Genomic DNA, 22,614 nt, shown 5'->3' on the forward strand with positions numbered 1-22,614 from the left:
GCCGCTGGTTTCCGGAAACTCGCTAGTTGTTCGACCGGCCCCGTTGACGCCCGCGCGTCACCGGGGCTTCGTCGTCGCCCGTGGCGGGGGCTTCCGCATAGGTGCCCAGCCGGCCGGCCCGCATGATGCGGTCGAGCAGCTTGTCGAAGTTCGCCGCCATCTCCTCGGCTGAGCTTCCCGGCCAGAGGTGCACGGGCTTCGCTGCGCCCTGCGCCTGCTGCAGTGAGGTGCGCTCTGGGAGCGCGGGGGAGAGCACGAGGGGACCGAACATGTCCCGGAGCTCGCCGAGACGGAACTGGTGCTCGAGGGACTGGTGCTTGGCCCGGTTGACGATGATGCCGAGCGGCTGGAGCCGCGGCGACAGCTCGCGCCTGATCTCGTCGACGGCCCGGAGTGCGCGGTCGGCGGCGGCGACCGAGAAGAGCCCGGGCTCGGTGACGACCGCGACACGGTCCGAAGCGGCCCAGGCCGTGCGCGTGAGCGCGTTCAGCGAGGGCGGGCAGTCGATGAGGACGAGGTCGTAGTCCTCCTCGACGACGGCAAGCGCCTCCTCGAGTCGCCAGATCTCTCGGATCGAGGGATTCGGGGTATCGAAGCTCAGCGCTGCTGGACTGCCCACCATGAGGTCGATGACGCCGCGGCTGCCTTCGCCCCACGCGGAGCGGGCGATCGCCGCGCGAACCGTGCTTGGCTTCGGCGAGCGGAGGACGTCGGAGATCGTGGCGCCATCCTGCGCGCGGGCATCGAGCCCTGTGGAGACGTCGGACTGGGGATCCAGGTCGACGACGAGGGTTCTGAGCCCGCGGGCCCAGGCGGCGGAAGCGAGGCCAAGGGTCACCGTGGTCTTGCCGACGCCGCCCTTGAGAGAACTGATGCTGAGGACGAACACCAGCCCAGGCTACATTCACTAGGCTTGAGGTCACGTTGCTGCATGCCCCTGTCGTGTTGTCGGAAGGTGGAACACCGGTGTTCAAGAAGATCCTGGTCGCGAATCGAGGCGAGATCGCGATCCGCGCATTCCGCGCCGCAGTCGAGCTCGGAGCGCGGACGGTCGCGGTCTACCCGTATGAGGACCGCAACTCCCTGCACCGCTTGAAAGCTGACGAGGCGTACCAGATCGGCACCGTCGGACAGCCTGTTCGCGCCTACCTCGATGTCGCCGAGATCCTCCGCGTCGCGAAGGAGTCGGGGGCTGACGCCATCTACCCCGGTTACGGCTTCCTGAGTGAGAACCCGGAACTCGCGCGCGCTGCCGAGGAGGCTGGCATCGCGTTCATCGGTCCGCCGCCGCGGGTCCTCGAGTCCGCGGGCAACAAGGTCACGGCGAAGAACCAGGCCATTGCCGCCGGCGTGCCCGTGCTCGCTTCGAGCCAGCCCTCGACGGATCTCGACGAACTCTGCGCTGCCGCCGACGAGATCGGCTTCCCGATCTTCGCGAAGGCCGTCGCCGGAGGCGGCGGGCGCGGCATGCGTCGCGTCGAGCGCCCAGAGGATCTGCGCGAGGCGCTCGAGTCTGCGATGAAGGAGGCAGAGAGCGCCTTCGGCGACCCGACGATGTTCGTGGAGCAGGCCGTGCTTCGGCCTCGCCACATCGAGGTGCAGATCCTCGCGGATGAGCACGGCAACGTCGTGCATCTGTTCGAGCGCGACTGCAGCGTCCAGCGGCGGCACCAGAAGGTGGTCGAGATCGCTCCGGCTCCGAACCTCCCGCAGGAGGTCAGGGACAAGCTCTACGCGGATGCCGTCGCCTTCGCGAAGTCCATCGACTACGTCAACGCCGGCACCGTGGAGTTCCTGCTGGACACGGCCGGACCGCGCGCCGGGCAGCATGTCTTCATCGAGATGAACCCGCGCATCCAGGTCGAGCACACCGTGACGGAGGAGGTCACGGACGTCGACCTCGTCCAGGCGCAGATGCGCGTGGCCTCGGGCGAGCGGCTCGACGACATGGGGCTTCAGCAGCACCAGCTGGAACTCCACGGCTTCGCGCTGCAGTGCCGCATCACGACTGAGGACCCCTCCCAGGGGTTCCGTCCCGACACCGGCGTCATCACGACGTACCGCTCCGCGGGCGGCTCCGGCATCCGCATCGACGGCGGCACCATCGCAACGGGGGCCGAGGTCCTGCCGCACTTCGACTCGATGCTCATGAAGCTCACGGCTCGCGGACGCGACTTCCCCGCAGCCGTTCGGCGGGCACGTCGAGCGCTCTCCGAGTTCCGCATCCGCGGCGTCGCCACGAACATCCCCTTCCTCCTCGGCGTGCTCGACGACCCCGACTTCCAGCGTGGCGACGTCGCGACCGACTTCATCGAGAAGCGTCCGGGGCTGCTCGAGTACCGCCGACCCGGCGATCGAGGGACGAAGATCGTCAACTGGCTCGCCGACGTCACGGTCAACGCTCCGCACGGCGCTCGGCCGACCTCCGTCGAGCCCCGCTCGAAGCTCCCTGAGCTCGACACCGCCCTCCCGCTGCCCTCCGGGCGCCGACAGGAGCTGCTTGAGCTCGGGCCGACGGCTTTTGCAGCGCAGCTCCGCTCGGAGCGACGACTCGCCGTGACCGACACCACGTTCCGCGACGCGCACCAATCGCTCCTCGCGACGCGCGTCCGAACGCGGGACCTCGTCACAGCGGCGCCCTACCTCGCGCGGCTCACGCCAGAGCTGCTCTCCATCGAAGCCTGGGGAGGGGCGACGTACGATGTCGCGCTCCGCTTCCTCGGGGAGGAACCCTGGGAGCGCCTCGCGAGCCTTCGCGAGGCTGTCCCGAACATCCCCCTGCAGATGCTGCTCCGCGGGCGCAACACCGTCGGCTACACGCCGTACCCCGAGGCTGTGACCAAGGCGTTCGTCCACGAGGCGACTGCGACTGGTGTCGATATCTTCCGCATCTTCGACGCGCTGAACGACGTCTCGCAGATGAAGCCCGCCATCGACGCAGTGCTCGAGACCGGCACCGCCGTCGCCGAGGTCGCCCTCTGCTACACCGGCAACCTCGCCGACCCCGCTGAGCCGTTCTACACGCTCGACTACTACCTGCGCCTCGCGGAGCAGATCGTGGAGGCGGGCGCGCACATCATCGCGATCAAGGACATGGCGGGACTCCTGCGCCCTCAGGCGGCCTCGATCCTCGTCAAGGCCCTGCGCGAGCGCTTCGACCTGCCCGTCCACCTGCACACGCACGACACCGCTGGTGGTCAGCTGGCGACGCTCCTGGCGGCAAGCGAGGCAGGCGTCGACGCCGTCGACGTGGCCAGTGCTCCGATGTCGGGCACGACCAGCCAGGCGAGTCTCTCGGCGCTGGTCGCATCGCTCGAGCACACGGAGCGAGACACCGGCATCAGCCTCACGAACGTCACCGATCTCGAGCCATACTGGGAGGCGGTCCGCCTCGTCTACCGCCCCTTCGAGTCGGGTCTGCCCGGCCCGACCGGTCGCGTGTACAAGCACGAGATCCCCGGTGGCCAGCTGTCGAACCTCCGCCAGCAGGCCATCGCACTCGGACTCGCGGACCAGTTCGAGCGCATCGAGGACATGTACGACGCGGCCGACAAGATCCTCGGCCGCATTCCGAAGGTGACCCCCTCGTCGAAGGTCGTCGGAGACCTCGCTCTGCACCTCGTCGCGGTGGGCGCCGACCCGGCCGACTTCGCCGAGAACCCGGGCAAGTTCGACATCCCGGACTCGGTCATCGGCTTCATGGCGGGCGAACTCGGCGAGCTGCCCAACGGTTGGCCGGAGCCCTTCCGCAGCAAGGTGCTCGAGGGGCGAGACGTGAAGATCGAGATCACGCCGCTCTCCGCAGCCGACGAAGCCGGCCTCGCCGGCGACAGCCTCGAGCGCAGGCGCACCCTCAACAGGCTCCTCTTCCCGCAGCCGACCGCGAGCTACGAGGACACGGTCCGGCTCTTCGGCGACCTGTCCGTGCTCGACACCCTCGACTACCTGTACGGGCTCGAACCTGGCGAGGAGCACGTCATCCACATCGGCAAGGGCGTGCAGCTCTTCGTCGGGCTCGAGGCCATCGGCGAGCCGGATGCGGACGGCATGCGCACGGTCATGGCCACCCTGAACGGTCAGCTGCGGCCCGTCTTCGTGCGTGACCGCAGCATCAAGGTCGACACGATCGAGCGCGAGAAGGCCGACAGCGGGAATCCCGGTCACGTGGCAGCGCCGTTCTCCGGCGTCGTCACGCTGCGGGTGGACGTCGGCGAACGCGTCGCCCAGGGACAGACCGTCGCGACGATCGAGGCGATGAAGATGGAGGCCGGGATCACCGCTCCCGTCGCTGGAGTCGTCGAGCGCCTCGCGATCTCCTCACCGCTGGAGGTCGGCAACGGAGACCTCCTCGTCGTCGTACGTCCGGGTGCAGAGAGCGCCGATGCCTGAGCTCACCGACGCCGAGCACTTCGGCCTCATCATCATCGGCGCGGGCTCGGGGAACTCCCTCCCGCCAGGCGACGAGAGCGGGCCGAGGACCGCGATCATCGACGACGGCCCGCACTTCGGCGGAACCTGCCTCAACGTCGGCTGCATCCCGACCAAGATGTTCGTCCACGTGGCGGACATCGTGCGGGTCGCGCGCGACGCCGACCGCCTGGGCATCCACGACGTCCGGCTGCGCCCGTCGTGGCCGGAGGTGCGCGACCGTGTGTTCGGGCGCATCGACCACATCAGCGACAGCGGGGAGCAGTACCGGGAGAGCGGCAACCCTCGGGTCACGCTTGTCCGTGAGCGAGTCGAGATGCTCGGCGACCGCGAGGTGCTCACGGCATCCGGCAGGCGCCTCACCGCCGACACGCTCGTCATCGCCGCGGGAAGTCGCGCGCGCCACCACGACGTCGTTCCGCTCAGCTCGCCACTCGTCCACACCTCCGACACGATCATGCGCATCGATGACGCACCCCGACGCCTGGCGATCATCGGCGGCGGCTCGATCGCGTCTGAGTTCGCGCACGTCTTCAGTGCCTTCGGCTCCGAGGTGACGCAGCTGGTGCGTGGGCGCGTGCTCTCCTCGCTCGATGCCGACGTCGCCGAGACCTTCGCGGAAGCGGCACGGGAGCGCTGGCGCCTCGAGACCAGCACCTCCGTCGTCGGCTTCTCCGATGACGGCGGCGTCGCGACGCTCACGACCGACTCGGGAGAGCGCATCGAGGTCGACGCTGTGCTCGTCGCGATCGGGCGCATCCCGAACACCGACACGCTCGGCACCTTCGAGGTCGGCTTCGACCACCACGACGACGGCCGGCTGCGCGTGGATGCCTACCAGCGCGTCCTGCGCGACGGCCACCAGGTGCCTGGCGTCTTCGCCCTCGGCGACATCGACTCGGAGCACCAGCTCAAGCACGTCGCCAACCACGAGGCGCGGGTCGTCGCCCACAACATCGCCGTCGAGCCCGGCCGTCGCCTCATGAAGAACACCCTCGGCCCGGTCCCGGACGTGGTGTTCACCGAACCTCAGATCGCCAGCTTCGGGGCAACCCTCGAGCGTGCCGAGCAGCTCGGCTACGACGCCTTCGAGGTCGTGCACGAGTACGGGTCCACTGCCTGGGGGTGGGCGCTCGAAGACCAGCGCAGCTTCTGTAAACTCGTCGTAGCGCGTGGAAGCGCGACCATCCTCGGGGCGCACATCGTGGGCCCGGACGCGGCGGTCCTGCTCCAGCCCCTCGTCCTCGCGGCGAGCTTCGGGCACTCCATCCGGGGCCTCGCGCGTGGCCAGTACTGGCCCCACCCCGCGGCGAGCGAGGTGGTCGAGAACGCGCTGCTGCGCGCTGAGGAGGAACTGTGACCGTTCGCCCCATCCGCTTCTACGGAGATCCGGTGCTGCGCACGCCCGCCGAGCAGATCACTGTCGTGGACGACCGCATCCGCAGTCTTGTCACCGACCTGCTCGACACGACGGCGCTCGACGGCCGTGCCGGGGTGGCTGCTCCGCAGATCGGGGTCGGGCTCGCCGCGTTCTCGTACAACATCGACGGGCGGACCGGCTACGTCCTCAACCCGGTCCTCGAGAGCACCTGGGGAGACGTCGAGGAGATCGACGAGGGCTGCCTCTCCGTCCCCGGCCTCTGGAACAAGACGCCACGGTACGAGCACGCTCGGGTCACCGGAATCGACCTGGACGGCGAGCCCGTCGTCCTCGAGGGCTCTGGCCTCATGGCTCAGATGCTGCAGCATGAGACCGACCACCTCAAGGGGGTCGTGTACATCGACACGCTCGCGCCAGAGCACCGCAAGGAAGCCATGCGGGAGATCCGGGGCAGCGAGTGGTTCGCGCCCGCGACCGTCTCTGCTGGATCCGCGAAGGCCAGCGCCTTCGGCCGCACGTCGCGCTGACGACGCTGACCGGAGGCGCTGGCCGCGAGGGTCCAGCTCTCCGAGCTACTTGAGCGTGATGCCCTGCGTCGCCGGTGCGGCGTTGTAGATGCCCTCGATGATTCCTCGGTACTTCTCGAGGATCACGTGGCGCTTGATCGACATCTTCGGAGTCAGCGTGCCGTCGGCTTCCGTGAACTCGCCATCGAGCACGACGAACTTGCGGATCGACTCGGCCCGGGAGACGCGCGTGTTCGCGAGGTCGACAGCATGCTGGATCTCGGCCAGCACCTTCGGGTGCTCCGCGGCCTGGGCGACCGAGATGCTCGGGTCCTCGCCGTTGTTGGAGAGCCAGGTCTTCAGCATCTCGGGATCGAGCGTGACGAGCGCGGAGATGAACGGTCGCTGATCTCCGACGACGACGATCTGGCCGACGAGCGGGTTGGCTCGGATCGGGTCCTCGAGCGCCGCGGGGGAGACGTTCTTCCCGCCGGAGGTCACGATGATCTCCTTGATGCGCCCGGTGACGGTGATGTAGCCGTCGTCGTCGATCGAGCCGAGATCTCCCGTCTTGAACCATTCGCCGTCGAAGGCCGCGGCCGTCGCCTCAGGGTTCTTCCAGTACTCGCGGAACACGTTGATGCCCTTGACCTGGAGCTCGCCGCTGTCATCGGTGCGCACGGCCACGCCGGGCAGCGCCGGCCCGACGGTGCCGATCTTCGACTTCTCCGCGAGGTTCACGGACGCAGGGGCCGTGGTCTCGGTGAGACCGTAGCCCTCGAGGATGTTCACGCCGATAGCCCGGTAGAAGTGGCCGAGACGCGCGCCGAGTGGCGCCGAGCCCGAGACGGCGTGCTTGACCCGGCCGCCCATGACCTCACGCAGCTTCGAGTAGACGAGCTTGTCGAACAGCTTGTACTGCAGGCCGAGAACAAGCGGCGTCCGGCCCGCGTCCTGGGATTCCGAGTAGCGGACCGCGACGTCTGCCGCCTTGCGGAAGATCTTGCCCCGGCCGCCGGTCTCTGCCTTCTGCTCCGCCGAGTTGTAGACCTTCTCGAATACGCGGGGCACCGCGAGGAGGAAGGTCGGGTGGAAGGTACCGAGCGACTCGACGAGCTTCGAGGTGTCGTGCTGGTGGCCCACCTTGACCCCGCCGTAGATGCAGAGCACCGAGATGAAGCGGGCGAAGACATGCGCGAGCGTGATGAAGAGCACCGTGGATGCGCCGGGGTAGATGAGCGCGCCAAGCGGGTCCTTCACGTTGCGGCACAGCTCGACGAAGTTCGAGTGCGTGATGACACACCCCTTGGGGCGTCCCGTCGATCCCGAGGTGTAGATGAGCGTCGCGATGTCAGCGCCGTTCGCGATCCCGCGACGGCGCTCGATCTCCGCGTCCTCGACGCCGGCCCCGAGGCGGATGAGCTCCTCGATCGCGCCGGCATGCAGCGCGTAGCGCACGCGCAGCCCCGAGACGGTGTCAGAGATCTCGTCGAGCTTGTCGTCGTGCTCTGGGAGCTCGGAGATGATGCCGACGGCCTCTGAGTCCTCGAGCATCCACTCGATCTGCGCGGACGAGCTGGTCTCGTAGACCGGCACCATCACTGCCCCGGCATACCAGAGCGCGAAGTCGACGAGCGTCCACTCGTAGTTCGTCTTGGCGACGAACGCGATGCGCTCCCCGGGCTCGATGCCGGCGGCGACGAAGCCCTTGGCGAGGGTGTGCACCTTCGCGTGGAACTCCTTGACCGGCACGTCGCGCCAGGCGCTGCCTTCTGGCAGGGCGAAGAGGGCGAGATCCGGCGATTCTCGAAGTCGGTACTCGAGCAGATCTGTGGTGTTCCAGCTCGGCTCCGGGCTGACGACGGCGGGGGTCTCGGATAGCTTCATTGCAACTCCTGAGTGTGGTCCTGGTCGTGAGCCGCCTGAACGCCCATCGTCCGGACCGATTCGACTTCACGTTCCGTGGCTTCCAACCCTACCGTTTCGGAAACGGGGAGCGGCGCAACGGGGCCGGGCATGTCCCGAGTACACTGATGTGCCATCGCCTATCGGGAGGCCACGCATGTTGTATTGGGTGCTCAAGCATCTCTTCGCAGGGCCCTTGGTGCGCGGAACCTTCCGCCCTTGGGTGCGCGGCGTCGAGAACATACCGGCGAAGGGGCCGGTCATTCTGGCGTCGAACCACTTGTCGGTCATCGACTCGTTCTTCATGCCGTTGTCGATCGACCGCCGCGTCTACTTCCTCGCGAAGAAGGAGTACTTCACCGGAACGGGGATCAAGGGCTATCTGACGGCGCAGTTCTTCAAGTCGACGGGCATGCTCCCGATCGACCGGGGCGGCGGAGCAGCGAGCGAGGCGTCCCTGCAGACGGGTCTGCGAGTGCTGGGCGAGGGCAAGGTGCTCGGCATCTATCCGGAGGGCACCCGCAGCCCCGACGCACGGATGTTCCGTGGGCGCACGGGAATCGCACGAATGATCATGCAGGCGGACAAGCCCGTCACGGTCGTCCCCGTGGTCATGGTCGACACGGAGCGCGTCCTGCCGATCGGAGCGAAGGTTCCTCGTCTCCGCAAGGTCGGCATGGTCTTCGGCGAGCCCCTCACCTTCACCAGGTACGAGGGCATGGCGGCCGACCGCTTCGTGCTCCGTTCCATCACGGACGAGATCATGAGCGAGCTGCACGCCCTCAGCAACCAGGACTATCGCGACATCTATGCCTCGTCCATCCGAACCAAGATGGACGCAGAGGCCAAGGCGCTCGCCGCCGCACAGAAGCACTGAATCGCCCAGCAGGTCTGAGCGTTCGAGAAGCCCTGAGCGATCAACAGAGCAGAGCGCCGCGGCCCCGAGTATCGTCGGGGCCGTTCGGCGTGAGATCCAGCAACACACCAGCGCTGCAGCGCCCAAGCTGCCAGCATGAGATCAGAGACATGAGATCAGAGAAGCGAGCATGAGCCAATTCACCTCCACCCGCACAGAGTCGATCCCGACGCCCCCCGGCGTGCTCGAGGGGCTCGATGCCTGGCGCGAGCTGCCGATCCGGCAGCAGCCGCAGTGGGGCGACGCGACCAAGGTCGCGAGCGTCTCAGGTGAGCTCGCGTCGCTGCCACCACTCGTCTTCGCCGGCGAGGTCGACCGCCTGCGCGACCGCATCGCGACAGCCGCGGCCGGGCAGGCGTTTGTCCTGCAGGGTGGCGACTGCGCCGAGACCTTCGCGGGCGCGACGGCAGACAAGATCCGTGCGCGTGTGCGAACGATCCTGCAGATGGCCGTCGTGCTGACGTACGGCGCGTCGATGCCGGTCGTCAAGATGGGCCGCATGGCCGGTCAGTTCGCGAAGCCCAGGTCGAGCGACAACGAGACCCGCGGCGACGTGACGCTGCCCGCGTACCGCGGGGACATCGTCAACGACTTCGACTTCACCGAGGAGGGCCGGACCCCGGACCCGGAGCGCATGCTCCGCGGCTACCACACGGCCGCATCCACGCTGAACCTCGTCCGTGCGTTCACGACGGGCGGCTTCGCCGACCTGCGCGAGGTGCACTCCTGGAACCAGGGCTTCGCCGCCAATCCCGCCAACGCGCGCTACGAGCAGCTCGCAGCTGAGATCGATCGTGCCGTGCGCTTCATGGCGGCCGCCGGGGCTGACTTCTACGCACTCCGCGACGTCGAGTTCTTCGTCGGCCATGAGGGGCTCCTCATGGACTACGAGCGACCCATGACCCGGATCGACTCGCGCACCGGTCTGCCATACGACACCTCCGGCCACTTCATCTGGATTGGGGAGCGCACGCGCGACCTGGACGAGGCGCACGTCGACTTCTTCAGCCGCGTGAAGAACCCCATCGGCGTGAAGCTCGGGCCGTCGACGACGCCCGAGACCATGCTGCGGCTCATCGACAAGATCGACCCGAACCGCGAACCTGGTCGCCTCACCTTCATCACCCGCATGGGCGCAGGCAAGATCCGCGACGCGCTTCCACCCCTGCTCGAGGCGATCAAGAGCAGCGATGCGCAGCCGCTGTGGATCACCGACCCGATGCACGGAAACGGGATCACGACGCCGAACGGCTACAAGACGCGTCGCTTCGACGACGTCGTCGACGAGGTGAAGGGCTTCTTCGAGGCGCATCGCGCCGCGGGCACGCACCCGGGTGGCATCCACGTCGAGCTCACTGGCGACGATGTCACCGAGTGCCTCGGCGGTTCCGAGCACATCGACGAGAAGACCCTCGAGACCCGCTACGAGTCGCTGTGCGACCCGCGTCTCAACCACATGCAGTCGCTCGAGCTCGCGTTCCTCGTGGCTGAGGAGCTGCGCGCGGGCAAGCACTAGAGGGACTCGGCCGTGACCTGCTTGGTGGCGATTCCGGTCGTGTGACGTGACGAGGCCTCCTGGGGTGGTGGAGCTGTGAGCTCTGCCATCACCAGGAGGCCTCTGTCGGAGTGTGGGAGCACGGAACCCTGAACTCCCTCGCCGCGTCACCCGTGAAAGGATGAGCGCATGACGGCTGACGGCGTGCGCAGAGTCGATTTCCTCCCATGGGAGTACGATCCCCACTCCGCCGACGGAGCCGCTCAGGCTGAGCGGCTGGGCGAACTGGCGGCGTCGGGTGCCGCGATCGGCGATCGGGTCTTCGTCTCGGCGAGTGCCGCCGTCTTCTGCGACCGGCTGTCGATCGGCGACCGCAGCTATATCGCCGCCAACGCCTACGTCACCGACAACGTCGCGATCGGCGCGGATTGCTCTGTCAACCCGTTCGCCGTGGTCCGCGGCGACGTGCAGATGGGCGACGGCGTCCGGATCGGCGCACACACCTCGATCCTCGGCTTCAACCACTTGATGGAGCCGGACGCTCCGGTCTTCACCCAGGGGCTCTCGAGTCGAGGGATCGTTCTCGGAGACGATGTCTGGATCGGCTCGCAGGTGACGATCCTCGACGGGGTGGTGGTCGGCGACCACGTCGTCATCGGCGCTGGTTCGGTGGTCACGAAGAGTGTCCCGGACCACGCGATCGTGGCAGGCAATCCGGCGCGCGTCCTGCGCGACCGCCGGGCTCCGGCACGCCAGGCTGGGCTCGGGGAGGCGCTCCGACGCTTCGGGGACACGGCTCGGGCTGAGATCCCGGCAGTGCTCGAGCGGTGCTTCGAGGGCGACCGCTTCGTCGATCGCCCAGGCACGGCTGCGGCGCCCACCCTGCGCCCATGGGCCGACGCGGTCGAGCTCGCCGACCTGCTGCTGGACGCACCGCCGCCGGGCTTCGCCGCCGCGGACCTGCTCCGGCGGCTGACGACGAGGCAGGATCCTGCGACGGGGCTGGTCGCCGACGGCGATCTCTCGGACGCCGGCCTCGAGCGAGCGCAGACGTCGCCCGATCGGCAGCCATCGGAGCCGCTTTCGGCGTTCGACGGGCCGGCGAGCTACCACGTCCTCAGCGTCAGCTACGCCGTGCGGCTGCTGGGAGGGCGGATGCCCCACCCGATCCGCGCCGTGCACGGGCTCACGGGAACGGACCTGACGGCCGCCCTCGACGCCCGCGACTGGGGCGCTGGCGCCTGGGGCTCCGGCGCCGCGGTCGACGCGGTCGCTACGGCCTGCGCCGCGAACATGCTGGATCATTCCGACGCCTTCGACGACGGGGGAGCCGGGCCTCTCCTCACCTTGCTTGGCTGGGCTGTCGCACGCGCGGACCCGCGAACAGGCCTGTGGGGGGAGGTGCTGCCCGGCTCGGACTCACCACGGCTGCAGGCCGTGAACGGCTTCTACCGGCTGACCCGCGGACTCTTCGCGCAGTTCGGACTGCCGCTGCCGTATCCGGTCGCGACGATCGACACCGTGCTGCTGCACGCGGCTGATCCTCACCTCTCCACGCCAGCTGGCTGGACCGCGTGCAACGTCCTCGATATCGCGCATCCGCTCTGGCTTGCTTCGCAGCAGACCCCGCACCGCCGCGGGGAGATCGCGGAGTGGGCGCGCGGGGCGCTCGAGCAGGCGCTCGGCCAGTGGGTTCCCGGCGAGGGGATAGCGTTCGCTCCGCGTTCCCAGAGCGCGGGTGGCGCACCAGGGTTGCAGGGAACCGAGATGTGGTTGAGCATCATCTGGCTGCTCGCCGACCTGCTTCAAGCATCGGATTCGCTGGGCTACCGCATGCGCGGGGTGCATCGTCCTGATCCGATAGCGGCACTTCGGCCGACGTCACTCTCGTAGCGCTCGACTGCGGGCTGAGAGAGTCTGCACCAGCCGGGACGTGTCCCGGCGGCGTCGGAACGAGTTCGAGCAGAGGCCCTGATCGCGATCCGGCGCGCGTCAGCGGCCCGAGCACCTACAGCGTCGCGGTGGCCGTCAGGGTGACGTTCGACCCGGCCGGTACCTCGACCCCGGCGGCGGGGGACTGCGTCGAGACGACGAACTTGATGACCGGGTTCGGGTCGTTGACGATGCCGGGGGGAACGTTGTGGCCGACCGTCAGCCCGAGTCCCTCGAGCGTCGCGATGGCTTCGCCGATGGGTGCGCCGACGACGTCTGGGAGGACGACGGGGGCTGGCCCCTTCGAGACCGAGATGTTGATCGTGTCGCCCGGAACGACCGGATCGGTGGTGGTCGAGGAGGCGATGACGACGCCGCTGGCCACCGAGGCCGAGAACTCCCGGCTCGACACGTTCACGACGAGTCCGGCCTCCTCGATGAGCTTCGTCGCGTTCGCTTCCGTCTCGCCAGCTACGTCAGGGAGGACTCCTGCCGAGGCCACGAGACGGATGGGCTGGCCCTCGGCGAGCGTGGAGGGGAGTGGAGCGCCGGTGGTGTCCGTCGCCGCGATCACGACGTCGGCTTCCTCATCGGAGAACTGGCGCAGGGTCGTGGCCTGGTCGTAGGTGAAGCCGGCCTCGGTGATGGCGGACTCAGCCGCCTCGAGCGTCAGCCCTTCGAGGGCCGGTACCGTGAGCATCTCCGGCCCGGCGGAGACGATGAGGGAGATCGGAGTCTCGGGTGCGAGCGACGTGCCGGCTTGCGGGTCCATGTCCATGACGGTGCCGGCAGCGACCTCGAGCGAGAACTCCTGTGTGACGTCGCCGACGGTGAAGCCGGCAGCGGTGATCGCCGACTCCGCGTCCGCCTGGGTGAGCGAAACCGCCTCGGGGACCGTGTTGTAGGACCCAGGTCCGAGTCCGAACCACCAGCCGATGCCGCCGGCCGCCGCGACCAGTGCGATGACCAGGATGGCGATGACTGCCCCGAAGGTGCGTCGTTTGCGGGCGCCCTGCTCGGCCGTCGAGGTGGCTTGCGGGAGCGAGGGCTCGAGCTCTGCAACGCCCGTCTCCGGGAAGATCGGCGCCCCGACGACGGTGGGGGAGTCTCCGGGTCTGAAGGACTCGACGTGTCCTTCGGAGAACTCCGGAGGGGAGGACGCCGATGACATCTGGCTCGTGATGAGGGCGAGCTGCGTCGGGTCCGTGTCCTCGACGTCGCTCTGGCTCGCGGTGGCCAGGACCGCTGTCGGGTCGACAGCTCGGGCCGATTGGCCGAGCTCGGCTTCCGCGCGACGCAGCGCTTCGAGCATCACGCCGGCGTCCGCCGGCCGAAGTTCGGGATCGCGTTCCGTCGACCAGGCGACGAGCTCGTCGAGTTCATGCGGCACGCTGGCGTTGACCTCGCTTGGAGCGGGAACCGTCTCGTTGGCGTGCCGGTACGCGATGTTGACGGGCTGGTCGCCTCGGTATGGCTGCTCGCCCGTCAGCATCTCGAAGAGCATGATGCCCAACGAGTAGATGTCGCTGCGCACGTCGGCGGTGCCCTTGGTCACGAGCTCGGGACTCAGGTAGGCGATGGTGCCGAGCAGGACCTGCCCGGTCGCCGTGTTCGCGCTCGCCGCACGGGCGAGACCGAAGTCGCTGAGCTTGATGCGGCCGTCGTCGGCGAGCAGGACGTTCTCGGGCTTGAGGTCGCGATGCACGATGCCGAGCTTGTGAGCCGCCTGCAGGCCCGCGAGTACGGCGTCCATGACGTCGATCGACTGCTCCGGGGTGAGTCGGTGATGGTCGTGGAGCAGGTCGCGGAGCGTGATGCCCGGGATGTACTCCATCACCATGTAGGCGAAGACCTCGTCGTCACCCTGGTCGTAGACGTTCACGACGTTCGGGTGGGTGATCTTCGCCGCGGAGCGCGCCTCGCGGATGAACCGCTCGCGGAAGCGCTCGTCGGCGGCGAGGTGGTCGTGCATCACCTTGATCGCGACCCTGCGCTCGAGGCGCAGATCAGTGGCGACATAGACCGTAGCCATGCCGCCCTTGGCGATCAGAGAGCGCACTTGATATCGGCCGTCGATCAGACGGCCGATCATGTCGTCGGGACCAACGGGACTCACGTCGTGCAGGATAGCCCGACGAGGCACGCGCCTCCCGGATGAAACACCGCACGGCGCCGAGGAATCGCTCGGGCTCGCATCGATGCGCGGAGTCTGCGACCATGTGAGGCGTGAGCGACGTCTTCAGTACCCGTAAGTGGTACACGATTCCCCAGGCAGCATCCGAGCTCGGTGTCTCGACGGGGCGCGTGTCGACCCTGATCGAGGACAAGCAGCTGCTGTCGTTCCGCATCGAGCGAGAGCCGCGCATCCCGCAGGAGTTCATCAAGGACGGCGAGCCGCTGGCTGGCCTCCGGGGGACGCTGTTCCTGCTCGGCGACGCAGGGCTCAGCGCGCACGACCAGATGGTGTGGCTCCTGAGCGTCGATGAGACGCTCGGCGTCGCCCCTCTCGACGCGCTCGTGCAGGGACGCAAGACGCAGGTGCGTCACGCCGTCCAGCTGCTCGCCATCTAGTCGATCAGCGCTGCTCGACCTCCGCTGCTCGACGGGTGCTGCGTCTCGGCACCGCTGGCCAACCGGTGCTGGCGCCGAGCAGGCTGCCAGCTGGTCAGTGCTCCAGCTGGTCAGTGCTCCCGGTGAGCCGTACGCTCCGCGAGCTGCTCAAGCAGCTGTCGCGAGCCGGGGTCGAGCTCGAGGCTCTCCAGTCCGGCGAGCGCCTCGACGAGTGAGGCGCTGATCAGCTCCTCCACACGCTGCAGTCCGCCAGACTCCGCGATGAGCGCCTGCATCCAGGCGATCTGAGAGTCATCCAGCCCCTGGTCTCCGAGGAGCTCGTCGAGCCGCGCCGAGTCCGAAGGCGATGCCAGCTCCTGAGCTGCGGCGATCATGAGCGTTCGCTTGCCCTCTCGGAGGTCGTCTCCGCTGGGCTTGCCGGTGACCGCCTCGTCTCCGAACACGCCGAGGACGTCATCCCGAAGCTGGAAGGCGAGGCCGAGGGGCAACCCGAAGGCGCGAATCTGCTCCACGCGGGCATCGGATGCACCCCCGAGGAGCGCTCCGAGCACAAGAGGCTCCTCGACGCTGTACCTGGCGGACTTCGAGATCGCGATCGTCGTGGCCCGGGAGGCGCGTTCGTCGATGGGCACGACCGGCCACGCCACCTCCTCGACGAGGTCGAGGTACTGGCCGATGGTCACCTCGCTGCGCATCTTGCTGAACTCGGCTCGTGCGCGGACGGCGTCCGCGGGAGGCACGAGGGCACAGGCCTCCACGAAGAGCTGGTCGCTCCAGACGAGCAGCAGGTCGCCGAGCAGGATCGCGGCGCTGAGACCGAAGTGCTCCTCGTCGCCAGCCCAGCCGGCGGCGCGGTGGTGCTTCGAGAAGGCGCGGTGGGTGGAAGGAGCGCCCCTGCGAGTGTCGGAGCGATCGATGATGTCGTCGTGGACCAGAGCTGCGGCGTGGAAGAGCTCGATCGAGGCTGCAGCGAGGATCACCGCCTCGCTCTGCTCTGGAGTGCCGGCGGCGCTGCTGTACCCGGCGGCGCAGAACGAGGCCCGGAGGCGCTTGCCGCCCGTCGTGAAGGCCCCGGCCTGTTCGAGGAAGGCGGGCACATCGACGCCGATCGGCCCCAGAACCTGAAGATTCTCGGCAATTGTGGCGTCCAGACGACGCTGGACTTTGGAGGACAGCGTAGAACTCTCAGACACGACACCACTCTACCCAGGTGCGCGCGCCTACAATGGGCGCAATACTTCGGAGCGGGGCTCCGATCGCCCCCTGAGCACGAGGTCAACATGGCACTATCTGAGCAAGAGCAGCGGTTGCTTGATGAGATGGAGCGCAGCTTCTACCAGAACGATGCGGACGTGGTGTCCACATCGCCGAGAAGCGGCGCTGCGGTCACCACGCGAGCCGTCGTGGTCGCGTTCCTTTCCGTCGCAGTCGGCATCGGCGTCGTCGTCGCCGGCGTCGCGACCAACATCCCGGTCCTGGGGGTCGTCGGGTTCGTCCTGATGCTCGCTGGAGTCGTCTACGCGTTCGCCGCCCCGAAGGGCGGGTCTTCGCAGTCCGATCCACTGCCAACAGGTCGCCCCTCATCGAAGAGTGGTGATTCGTCTGACGGTTCGTTCATGGACAAGCTCGGCAACCGCTGGGACAAGCGGCAGCAGGGGGAGTAGCGGCGGGGAGCCCCCACAGCCCTCCACCTCGCACCTTCTCTCACCACTCCACTTTCATACCTCGGGACCGGCCACCTGGCCGGTCCCTTTTTTTGTGCCCACGTGAGGTGAAAACAGCTCCACTTCCCTCCACCCTTGAGAGGCCAGTAATTTACTGGCCTCTTTCTGCATTCACAGGCGAGAAATAGTGCGTTTGCGTAGATGTGTGGTGGGTTGTGGAGTAAAGTGGAGCATGTGGGGATTCAGCGACAGGGAGGGAGGCGTGCATGTTCCTTGGCACGTACTCGCCCAAGCTCGACGAGAAAGGGCGGCTCATCCTTCCGGCCAAGTTCCGCGAAGAGCTCGAAGAGGGTGTCGTGCTGACTCGCGGGCAGGACCGCTGCGTCTACGTCTTCTCTACGAGCGAGTTCGAGGAGCTCCACAACCGCATCCGCCAGGCCCCAGTCACCAGCAAGCAGGCTCGCGACTACCTGCGTCTTCTGCTCTCCGGAGCCCACGCGGAGACGCCTGACCGGCAGAACCGCGTGACCATCCCGCAACAGCTCAGGCAGTACGCAGGGCTCGACCGCGAGCTCGCCGTGATCGGTGCTGGCAGCCGCGCCGAGATCTGGGATGCCGAGGCCTGGAACACCTACGTCGCGGCCAACGAGGCCGCCTTCTCCGAGACCGCGGAGGAGGTGATCCCGGGACTCTTCTGACCCTGACCGCCGATTCTCAGCCGTTCCGCTCTGAAGCGCCTTCCCTCGCAGCAGAGCTCAGCAGCACCGCGGAGCCCCATCTGAAGCCACTTCCCCGGCGGCAGAAGGAATCTCCACTTCGCTCCCCTCGCGCATCGCTGCGGGGAGAGAGAACGGATGGGAATCAGTGATCAGGGAGGAACCCGCATCGTCATGACACAGAACAGCCAGAACACACAGCCGGAGAACGACGGCGAACGCGACCCGGCATCGCTGCACACGCCAGTGCTCCTCGAGCGCTGCGTGGAGCTCCTCGCACCCGCTCTGCAGGCCCCAGGCAGCATCTACGTCGACGCGACGCTCGGCATGGGTGGCCACAGCGAGGCAGTCCTCGACCGCTGCCCGAACGCCCGCCTGGTCGGATTCGATCGCGACTCGGAGGCACTCGGCCTCGCCGGTCGACGCCTCGCTCGCTTCGGCGATCGGGTCACGCTCGTGCACGCCGTCTACGACGAGTTCGAGTCCTCGCTCGACGAGCTCGGGATCGACACCGTCGACGCCGTTCTGTTCGACCTCGGTGTCTCGTCGCTCCAGCTCGACGAAGCGAGCCGCGGTTTCTCCTACAGCCAGGACGCGCCCCTCGACATGCGCATGGACGCCACGAAGGGCGTCACGGCGGCAGAGATCGTCGCCACGTACGGTGAAGAGGAGCTCAAGCAGCTCTTCTACCGGTACGGCGACGAGAAGCTCGCTCCGCGGTACGCGAGCTGGATCGTGCGCGAGCGGGCCCAGGGTCCGATCGCGACGACTGGACAGCTCGTCGACGTCCTACAACGAGCCACCCCGGCCGCGAAGCGCGACGCCGGCCACCCCGCGAAGCGCGTCTTCCAGGCCCTCCGCATCGAAGTCAATGCTGAGCTGGGCGCACTCGAGCGTGCCCTCCCGCAGGCCCTCGACCGAGTCAGCCTCGGCGGACGCGTCGTCGTCGAGGCCTACCAGTCCCTCGAGGATCGCTTCGTGAAGCGGCTGTTCGAGGCGAAGACCACGTCGACCGCCCCGAGCGGCCTTCCGGTCGAGCTGCCCGAGCACAAGCCCGAGTTCGAACGCCTCGTGCGCGGCGCGGAGCGCGCCGGCGCCGACGAGGGCGAGATCAATCCACGAGCACTTCCCGTGCGCTTGCGCGCGGTGGCGAGAGTTAGGAGCCCACGGGCATGACTGCAGCAACAAGCCTCCTCCGCGGGTCCACCTCCACGCGTCGCCAGAAGTCGCCCCCTAGGGCGGCGACCCCGTCGCCGCGGTTGCGCCTCGTCGAGGCACCCGGCACCCGGAGGCTCCCGAGCCTTCGCTCGATGCTCATCTCCCTCGTGGTCCTCGCCGGGGTCTTCGTCACGCAGCTCGCACTGAGCATCGCGATCTCCCAGGGCGCCTACGAGGTCAGCGGGCTCGAGCAGACGCAGACCGAGCTCGCTCGCACCGAGTCAGCGGCACTCGAGGAGCTCAGCGCGATGTCGTCGGCGCAGAACCTCGCGGTCGAGGCCACGAAGCTCGGAATGGTGCCGACCGACTCGCAGGCGTTCCTGCAGGTCGGCAGCGGCTCGCTCGCCACCGATGCAGCCTCCACCGGCACCTCCGCTCCCATCAACACGGGACTCGTCACGAACGAGGTCACGCAGCCAGCGGCACCGGTCGCCGACCCCAACGGAGTTTCAGCGGAGCAGGCCGCCGCGCCTGCCGTACCCTCGGTCACCGAGCTGCGTTCTCCCTCCACGAGGTAGACCCACCAAGAGCAACACCAGAGGGGGAGGACCACCGTGTCACCGAAAGTGTCCAGGCGCAGGGCAGGCCTCGTCATCATCCTCGTGACCGCGGTGCTCGTCGCCTTCGGGGTGCGCCTCATCGATGTGCAGCTGGTCTCCGCGTCGACCATCAACGCCGACGCCGAATCCAAGCGCGGCGTCTCCAGCACGATCTTCAGCGAGCGCGGGTCGATCATCGACAAGAACGGCGAGATCCTTGCCGATTCCGCCGACCGCTTCGACCTCACGGTAGCCCCCGCGAATGTCGACGAGTTCGATCGCAAGGGCGACGACGGCAAGACCACCACGGTCTCCAGGGATCAGGCGCTCGGCGAGATCGCAGCCATCACCGGGCAGCAGCAGGCAGAGCTCATCGGCGTCATCGACGGGGCGCTTGCCATCGACCCGGAGAGCAACTTCGCGTACCTCAGCCGGGGGCTCGAACTCGCGGCCTATCAGAAGGTGCGCGCGCTCGAGATCCCATGGATCTACCCGAAGAGGGAAGCGGCGCGCGTCTACCCCAACGGCCAGGTGGCCGGAAACCTCACCGGTTTCCTCGGCGCTGATGGCGAGCCTCTCGCCGGACTCGAATACTCCGAGAACCAGTGCCTCGCGGGCGTCGACGGCGAGGAGACGTACGAGCGCAGCGCTGACAACGTTCGCATCCCAGGCACCGAGGTCACGCTGACCGAGGCGAAGCAGGGTGGCACGCTCAAGCTCACGGTCGACGCCGACCTGCAGTACTACGCACTCCAGGTGCTCGCTCAGCAGGTCACGGCGATGGGCGGCCAATGGGGGCACGTCATCGTCCAGGAGGTCGACACCGGCAAGGTCCTCGCCGCGGCGGACTATCCGTCCGTCGACCCCAACGACCCAGGCGCCACGGCGACCGAGGACCGCGGCTCGCGCGCGTTCACGGCACCGTACGAGCCCGGCTCGACGATGAAGGCCCTCACCGCCGCGATGGTCTTCGACAAGGGACTCTCAACGCCCGGTGAGCAGTTCACGGTGCCCGGCCGCTTCGAGCAGACCGACGTCAGCTTCGGCGACGACTGGGCGCACGGAGATGAGCGGTGGACCGCGGCGGGCATCATGACACGCTCCTCCAACATCGGCATCGCCCTGATGGGGCAGCGACTCAGCGCTGGCGAGCGCTACGACTACATGCTCGACTTCGGCCTGAACGCCGACACCGAGGCCGGCTTCCTCGGCGAGGAGGCCGGAACGGTCCGCCCCTACGACGAGTGGGACCCGCAGACGAACTACGCCACGATGTTCGGCCAGGGCCTGCAGGTCACGGCCCCACAGATGGCGAGCGCCTACCAGACCATCGCCAACGGCGGTCAGCGGCTTCCCGTCCAGCTCGTCGAGGGCTGTGAGACGGAGGACGGCTTCGTGCCGACCGAACCCGGTGAGGCGCGCCAGGTCGTCTCCGCGAAGGCCGCAACCGACACGCTGACGCTGCTCGAGGCCACGGCGCAGAGCGGGAGCCTCGCGAACGAGGTGGCGATCCCCGGCTACCGGGTCGGCATCAAGACGGGCACCGCCGAGGTCTCTGATGGACAGGGGCAGTACGTCGCGGGGAGCTTCATGACCTCGATGGCGGGAGTCGCCCCGATCGACGACCCCAAGTACGTCGTCACGGTCTCGATCATGAACCCAACTACGATGAGGGGCAGCGCCGCCACCGCGCCAGCATGGCACGATGTCATGGCCTACGTCCTCCAATCCAACCGGGTGGCACCATCGCCGAGCCCGTGGCCGACGATCCCGACCACGTTCTGATCCGCACTACTGCACAGGAAGTCATGCCCGCAGCAAGCATTCGTCCATCCCACCCAGTGCCGCGCTCGCTCTCTGAGCTGTGCGCGCACTTCGGACTCGACGCCCCCGAAGGCGTCGACCAGGTCGAGGTGACCGGCGTCTCCATCTCATCATTGGACGTCGAAGCCGGAGATCTGTACGTGGGGCTTCCCGGTGCTCGCGTGCACGGGGCCAGCTACGCCGCGAACGCGGCTGAGGCCGGCGCCGTCGCGGTCCTCACCGACGCCGCCGGGGCCGAGCTGGCCAGCGACCTCGGAGTGCCGGTCCTCGTGACCGAGGAGCCGCGTCTCGCACTCGGCGACGTCTCCGCGTGGATCTACCGCACCGACCCGGACCAGCCGAAGCTCTTCGGCGTCACGGGGACCAACGGGAAGACGTCCGTCGTCTACATCCTCGACGGCCTCCTGCTGCAGCTCGGCGTCGTCACCGGCCTCACCACGACCGTCGAGCGCCGTATCGGCGAAGAGCGGATCGAGGCGAGCCTGACGACGCCAGAAGCCAGCGAGCTGCACGCACTGCTCGCCCGCATGCGCGAGGTCGGCGTCCACGCGGCCAGCATCGAGGTCTCCGCGCAGGCCATCACGAGGCACCGGGTCGACGGCATCGAGTTCGACGTCGTCGGCTTCATCAACCTCTCACATGACCACCTCGACGACTACGTCGACTTCGATGCCTACTTCGGCGAGAAGCTCAAGCTCTTCACGCCGGAGCGCGCTCGACGCGGCGTCGTGTCGCTCGACTCCGAGTGGGGCGCGCGCGTCGTCGAGGACTCCCGCATCCCCGTCACGACCATCTCCTCGAAGCCCGGGATCGACGCCGACTGGAACCTGGTCGTCACCGACTCCAGCGGAGGCAGCACGAGCTTCACGCTCACGAGCCCCGATGACCGGGTGCTGCACACGAGCATCCCGATGCCAGGCTGGTTCTCTGCCGCCAACGCGGGACTCGCGATCGCGATGCTCGTCGAGTCCGGCTACGACCTCGGCGAGATCGCCGAGGTGCTCGAGCGTGACGGCGGCATCGACGCCTTCGTGCCTGGGCGCCTCGAACTGGTCTCCGGTGAGCGAGGCCCACGACTGTACGTCGACTACGGGCACACCCCGGATGCGTTCGAGCAGACGCTCGGCGCGCTTCGAGCGATGACGACGGGACGCCTCTTCATGGTCTTCGGTGCCGACGGCGACCGCGACCGCACGAAGCGGCCCGAGATGGCGCGAGTCGCGGCCGCGGGCAGCGACGTCGTCATCATCACCGACTACAACCCCCGCACCGAGGACCCGGACGAAATCAGGCGCGTCCTCGTCGAGAGCGCCAGGTCCAGCCACCCAGAACGCGAACTCTACGAGATCGCCGACGCGAGCCTCGGTCTGCGCAAGGCGGTTTCGCTTGCGGGCGCAGAGGACACTATCCTCATTGCCGGTCCGGGCCACGAGAGCTACACCGAGGTCGCGGGCAAGAAGATCCAGTATTCGGCACGAGAAGAGGCCAGAGCGGCGCTCAGGGAAGCAGGGTGGTGAAC

General features: G+C 68.0%; 17 protein-coding genes. 13 read left to right on the plus strand and 4 right to left on the minus strand.

The window, feature by feature from the left end:
- Positions 1–22 precede the first annotated feature (22 nt).
- Positions 23–889, minus strand: coding sequence for a ParA family protein (locus ITJ67_RS07920; protein ID WP_160071675.1), 867 nt, complete (start codon positions 887–889; stop codon positions 23–25).
- 77 nt (positions 890–966) lie between these two features.
- Here ITJ67_RS07920 and ITJ67_RS07925 point away from each other — a divergent pair, with 77 nt between their 5' ends.
- Genes ITJ67_RS07925 through def form a run of 3 tightly spaced genes read left to right on the plus strand, consistent with a single transcriptional unit; the run spans position 967 to position 6,336 of the window.
- Complete coding sequence (locus ITJ67_RS07925; protein WP_194677269.1) at positions 967–4,389, plus strand: pyruvate carboxylase; 3,423 nt, start codon at positions 967–969, stop codon at positions 4,387–4,389.
- On the plus strand, positions 4,382–5,788 hold the full coding sequence (locus ITJ67_RS07930; RefSeq protein ID WP_194677270.1) for a mycothione reductase: 1,407 nt from the start codon (positions 4,382–4,384) through the stop codon (positions 5,786–5,788). Before ITJ67_RS07925 ends, ITJ67_RS07930 begins: the two co-directional genes overlap by 8 nt.
- Positions 5,785–6,336, plus strand: a complete 552-nt coding sequence (def, locus tag ITJ67_RS07935; RefSeq protein ID WP_194677271.1) for a peptide deformylase — start codon at positions 5,785–5,787, stop codon at positions 6,334–6,336. Before ITJ67_RS07930 ends, def begins: the two co-directional genes overlap by 4 nt.
- A 45-nt stretch (positions 6,337–6,381) precedes the next feature.
- Here the strand turns inward: def and ITJ67_RS07940 are convergent, their stop codons facing one another.
- A complete protein-coding gene (locus tag ITJ67_RS07940) occupies positions 6,382–8,202 on the minus strand; it encodes an AMP-dependent synthetase/ligase (RefSeq protein WP_194677272.1) in 1,821 nt (606 codons plus the stop codon).
- Between the two features lie 175 nt (positions 8,203–8,377).
- On the opposite strand from ITJ67_RS07940, the gene ITJ67_RS07945 reads away from it, so the two are divergent.
- The 3 genes from ITJ67_RS07945 to ITJ67_RS07955 all read left to right on the plus strand — a co-directional run bounded on the left by ITJ67_RS07945 (position 8,378) and on the right by ITJ67_RS07955 (position 12,524).
- Complete coding sequence (locus ITJ67_RS07945; protein ID WP_104241124.1) at positions 8,378–9,097, plus strand: lysophospholipid acyltransferase family protein; 720 nt, start codon at positions 8,378–8,380, stop codon at positions 9,095–9,097.
- A gap of 169 nt (positions 9,098–9,266) precedes the next feature.
- The gene (locus ITJ67_RS07950) at positions 9,267–10,652 is read left to right on the plus strand and encodes a class II 3-deoxy-7-phosphoheptulonate synthase (protein WP_160071680.1); all 1,386 of its coding nucleotides are present in this window, start codon (positions 9,267–9,269) and stop codon (positions 10,650–10,652) included.
- A gap of 168 nt (positions 10,653–10,820) precedes the next feature.
- Positions 10,821–12,524, plus strand: coding sequence for an acyltransferase (locus tag ITJ67_RS07955; RefSeq protein WP_194677273.1), 1,704 nt, complete (start codon positions 10,821–10,823; stop codon positions 12,522–12,524).
- Positions 12,525–12,639: 115 nt separating this feature from the next.
- Here the strand turns inward: ITJ67_RS07955 and pknB are convergent, their stop codons facing one another.
- Positions 12,640–14,655, minus strand: coding sequence for a Stk1 family PASTA domain-containing Ser/Thr kinase (gene pknB, locus ITJ67_RS07960; RefSeq protein WP_194677311.1), 2,016 nt, complete (start codon positions 14,653–14,655; stop codon positions 12,640–12,642).
- 134 nt (positions 14,656–14,789) lie between these two features.
- Here pknB and ITJ67_RS20240 point away from each other — a divergent pair, with 134 nt between their 5' ends.
- Positions 14,790–15,134, plus strand: coding sequence for an Rv2175c family DNA-binding protein (locus ITJ67_RS20240; protein ID WP_194677274.1), 345 nt, complete (start codon positions 14,790–14,792; stop codon positions 15,132–15,134).
- 110 nt (positions 15,135–15,244) lie between these two features.
- Here ITJ67_RS20240 and ITJ67_RS07970 read toward each other — a convergent pair whose 3' ends face one another.
- Positions 15,245–16,327 carry a polyprenyl synthetase family protein gene (locus tag ITJ67_RS07970; protein ID WP_194677275.1) on the minus strand — a complete coding sequence of 361 codons (1,083 nt, stop codon included), beginning with the start codon at positions 16,325–16,327 and terminating at the stop codon, positions 15,245–15,247.
- An 87-nt stretch (positions 16,328–16,414) separates the two neighbouring features.
- Here ITJ67_RS07970 and ITJ67_RS07975 point away from each other — a divergent pair, with 87 nt between their 5' ends.
- The 6 genes from ITJ67_RS07975 (at position 16,415) to ITJ67_RS08000 (ending at position 22,612) form a co-directional block, all read left to right on the plus strand.
- Positions 16,415–16,798, plus strand: a complete 384-nt coding sequence (locus ITJ67_RS07975) for a DUF3040 domain-containing protein (RefSeq protein ID WP_160071683.1) — start codon at positions 16,415–16,417, stop codon at positions 16,796–16,798.
- Between the two features lie 266 nt (positions 16,799–17,064).
- Positions 17,065–17,496 (plus strand): division/cell wall cluster transcriptional repressor MraZ, encoded by a 432-nt coding sequence (gene mraZ, locus ITJ67_RS07980; protein WP_160071684.1) that lies wholly within the window; start codon positions 17,065–17,067, stop codon positions 17,494–17,496.
- A 192-nt stretch (positions 17,497–17,688) separates the two neighbouring features.
- Positions 17,689–18,690, plus strand: coding sequence for a 16S rRNA (cytosine(1402)-N(4))-methyltransferase RsmH (gene rsmH / locus ITJ67_RS07985; RefSeq protein ID WP_228502430.1), 1,002 nt, complete (start codon positions 17,689–17,691; stop codon positions 18,688–18,690).
- A complete protein-coding gene (locus tag ITJ67_RS07990) occupies positions 18,687–19,250 on the plus strand; it encodes a hypothetical protein (protein WP_160071686.1) in 564 nt (187 codons plus the stop codon). Before rsmH ends, ITJ67_RS07990 begins: the two co-directional genes overlap by 4 nt.
- A gap of 36 nt (positions 19,251–19,286) precedes the next feature.
- Positions 19,287–21,056 (plus strand): peptidoglycan D,D-transpeptidase FtsI family protein, encoded by a 1,770-nt coding sequence (locus tag ITJ67_RS07995; protein ID WP_160071687.1) that lies wholly within the window; start codon positions 19,287–19,289, stop codon positions 21,054–21,056.
- Between the two features lie 23 nt (positions 21,057–21,079).
- Positions 21,080–22,612, plus strand: coding sequence for a Mur ligase family protein (locus ITJ67_RS08000; protein ID WP_160071688.1), 1,533 nt, complete (start codon positions 21,080–21,082; stop codon positions 22,610–22,612).
- Positions 22,613–22,614: the final 2 nt, after the last annotated feature.

Origin of the sequence: Pseudoclavibacter sp. VKM Ac-2867 (assembly GCF_015351275.1) — a bacterium.
Taxonomy (GTDB): Bacteria; Actinomycetota; Actinomycetes; order Actinomycetales; family Microbacteriaceae; genus Pseudoclavibacter.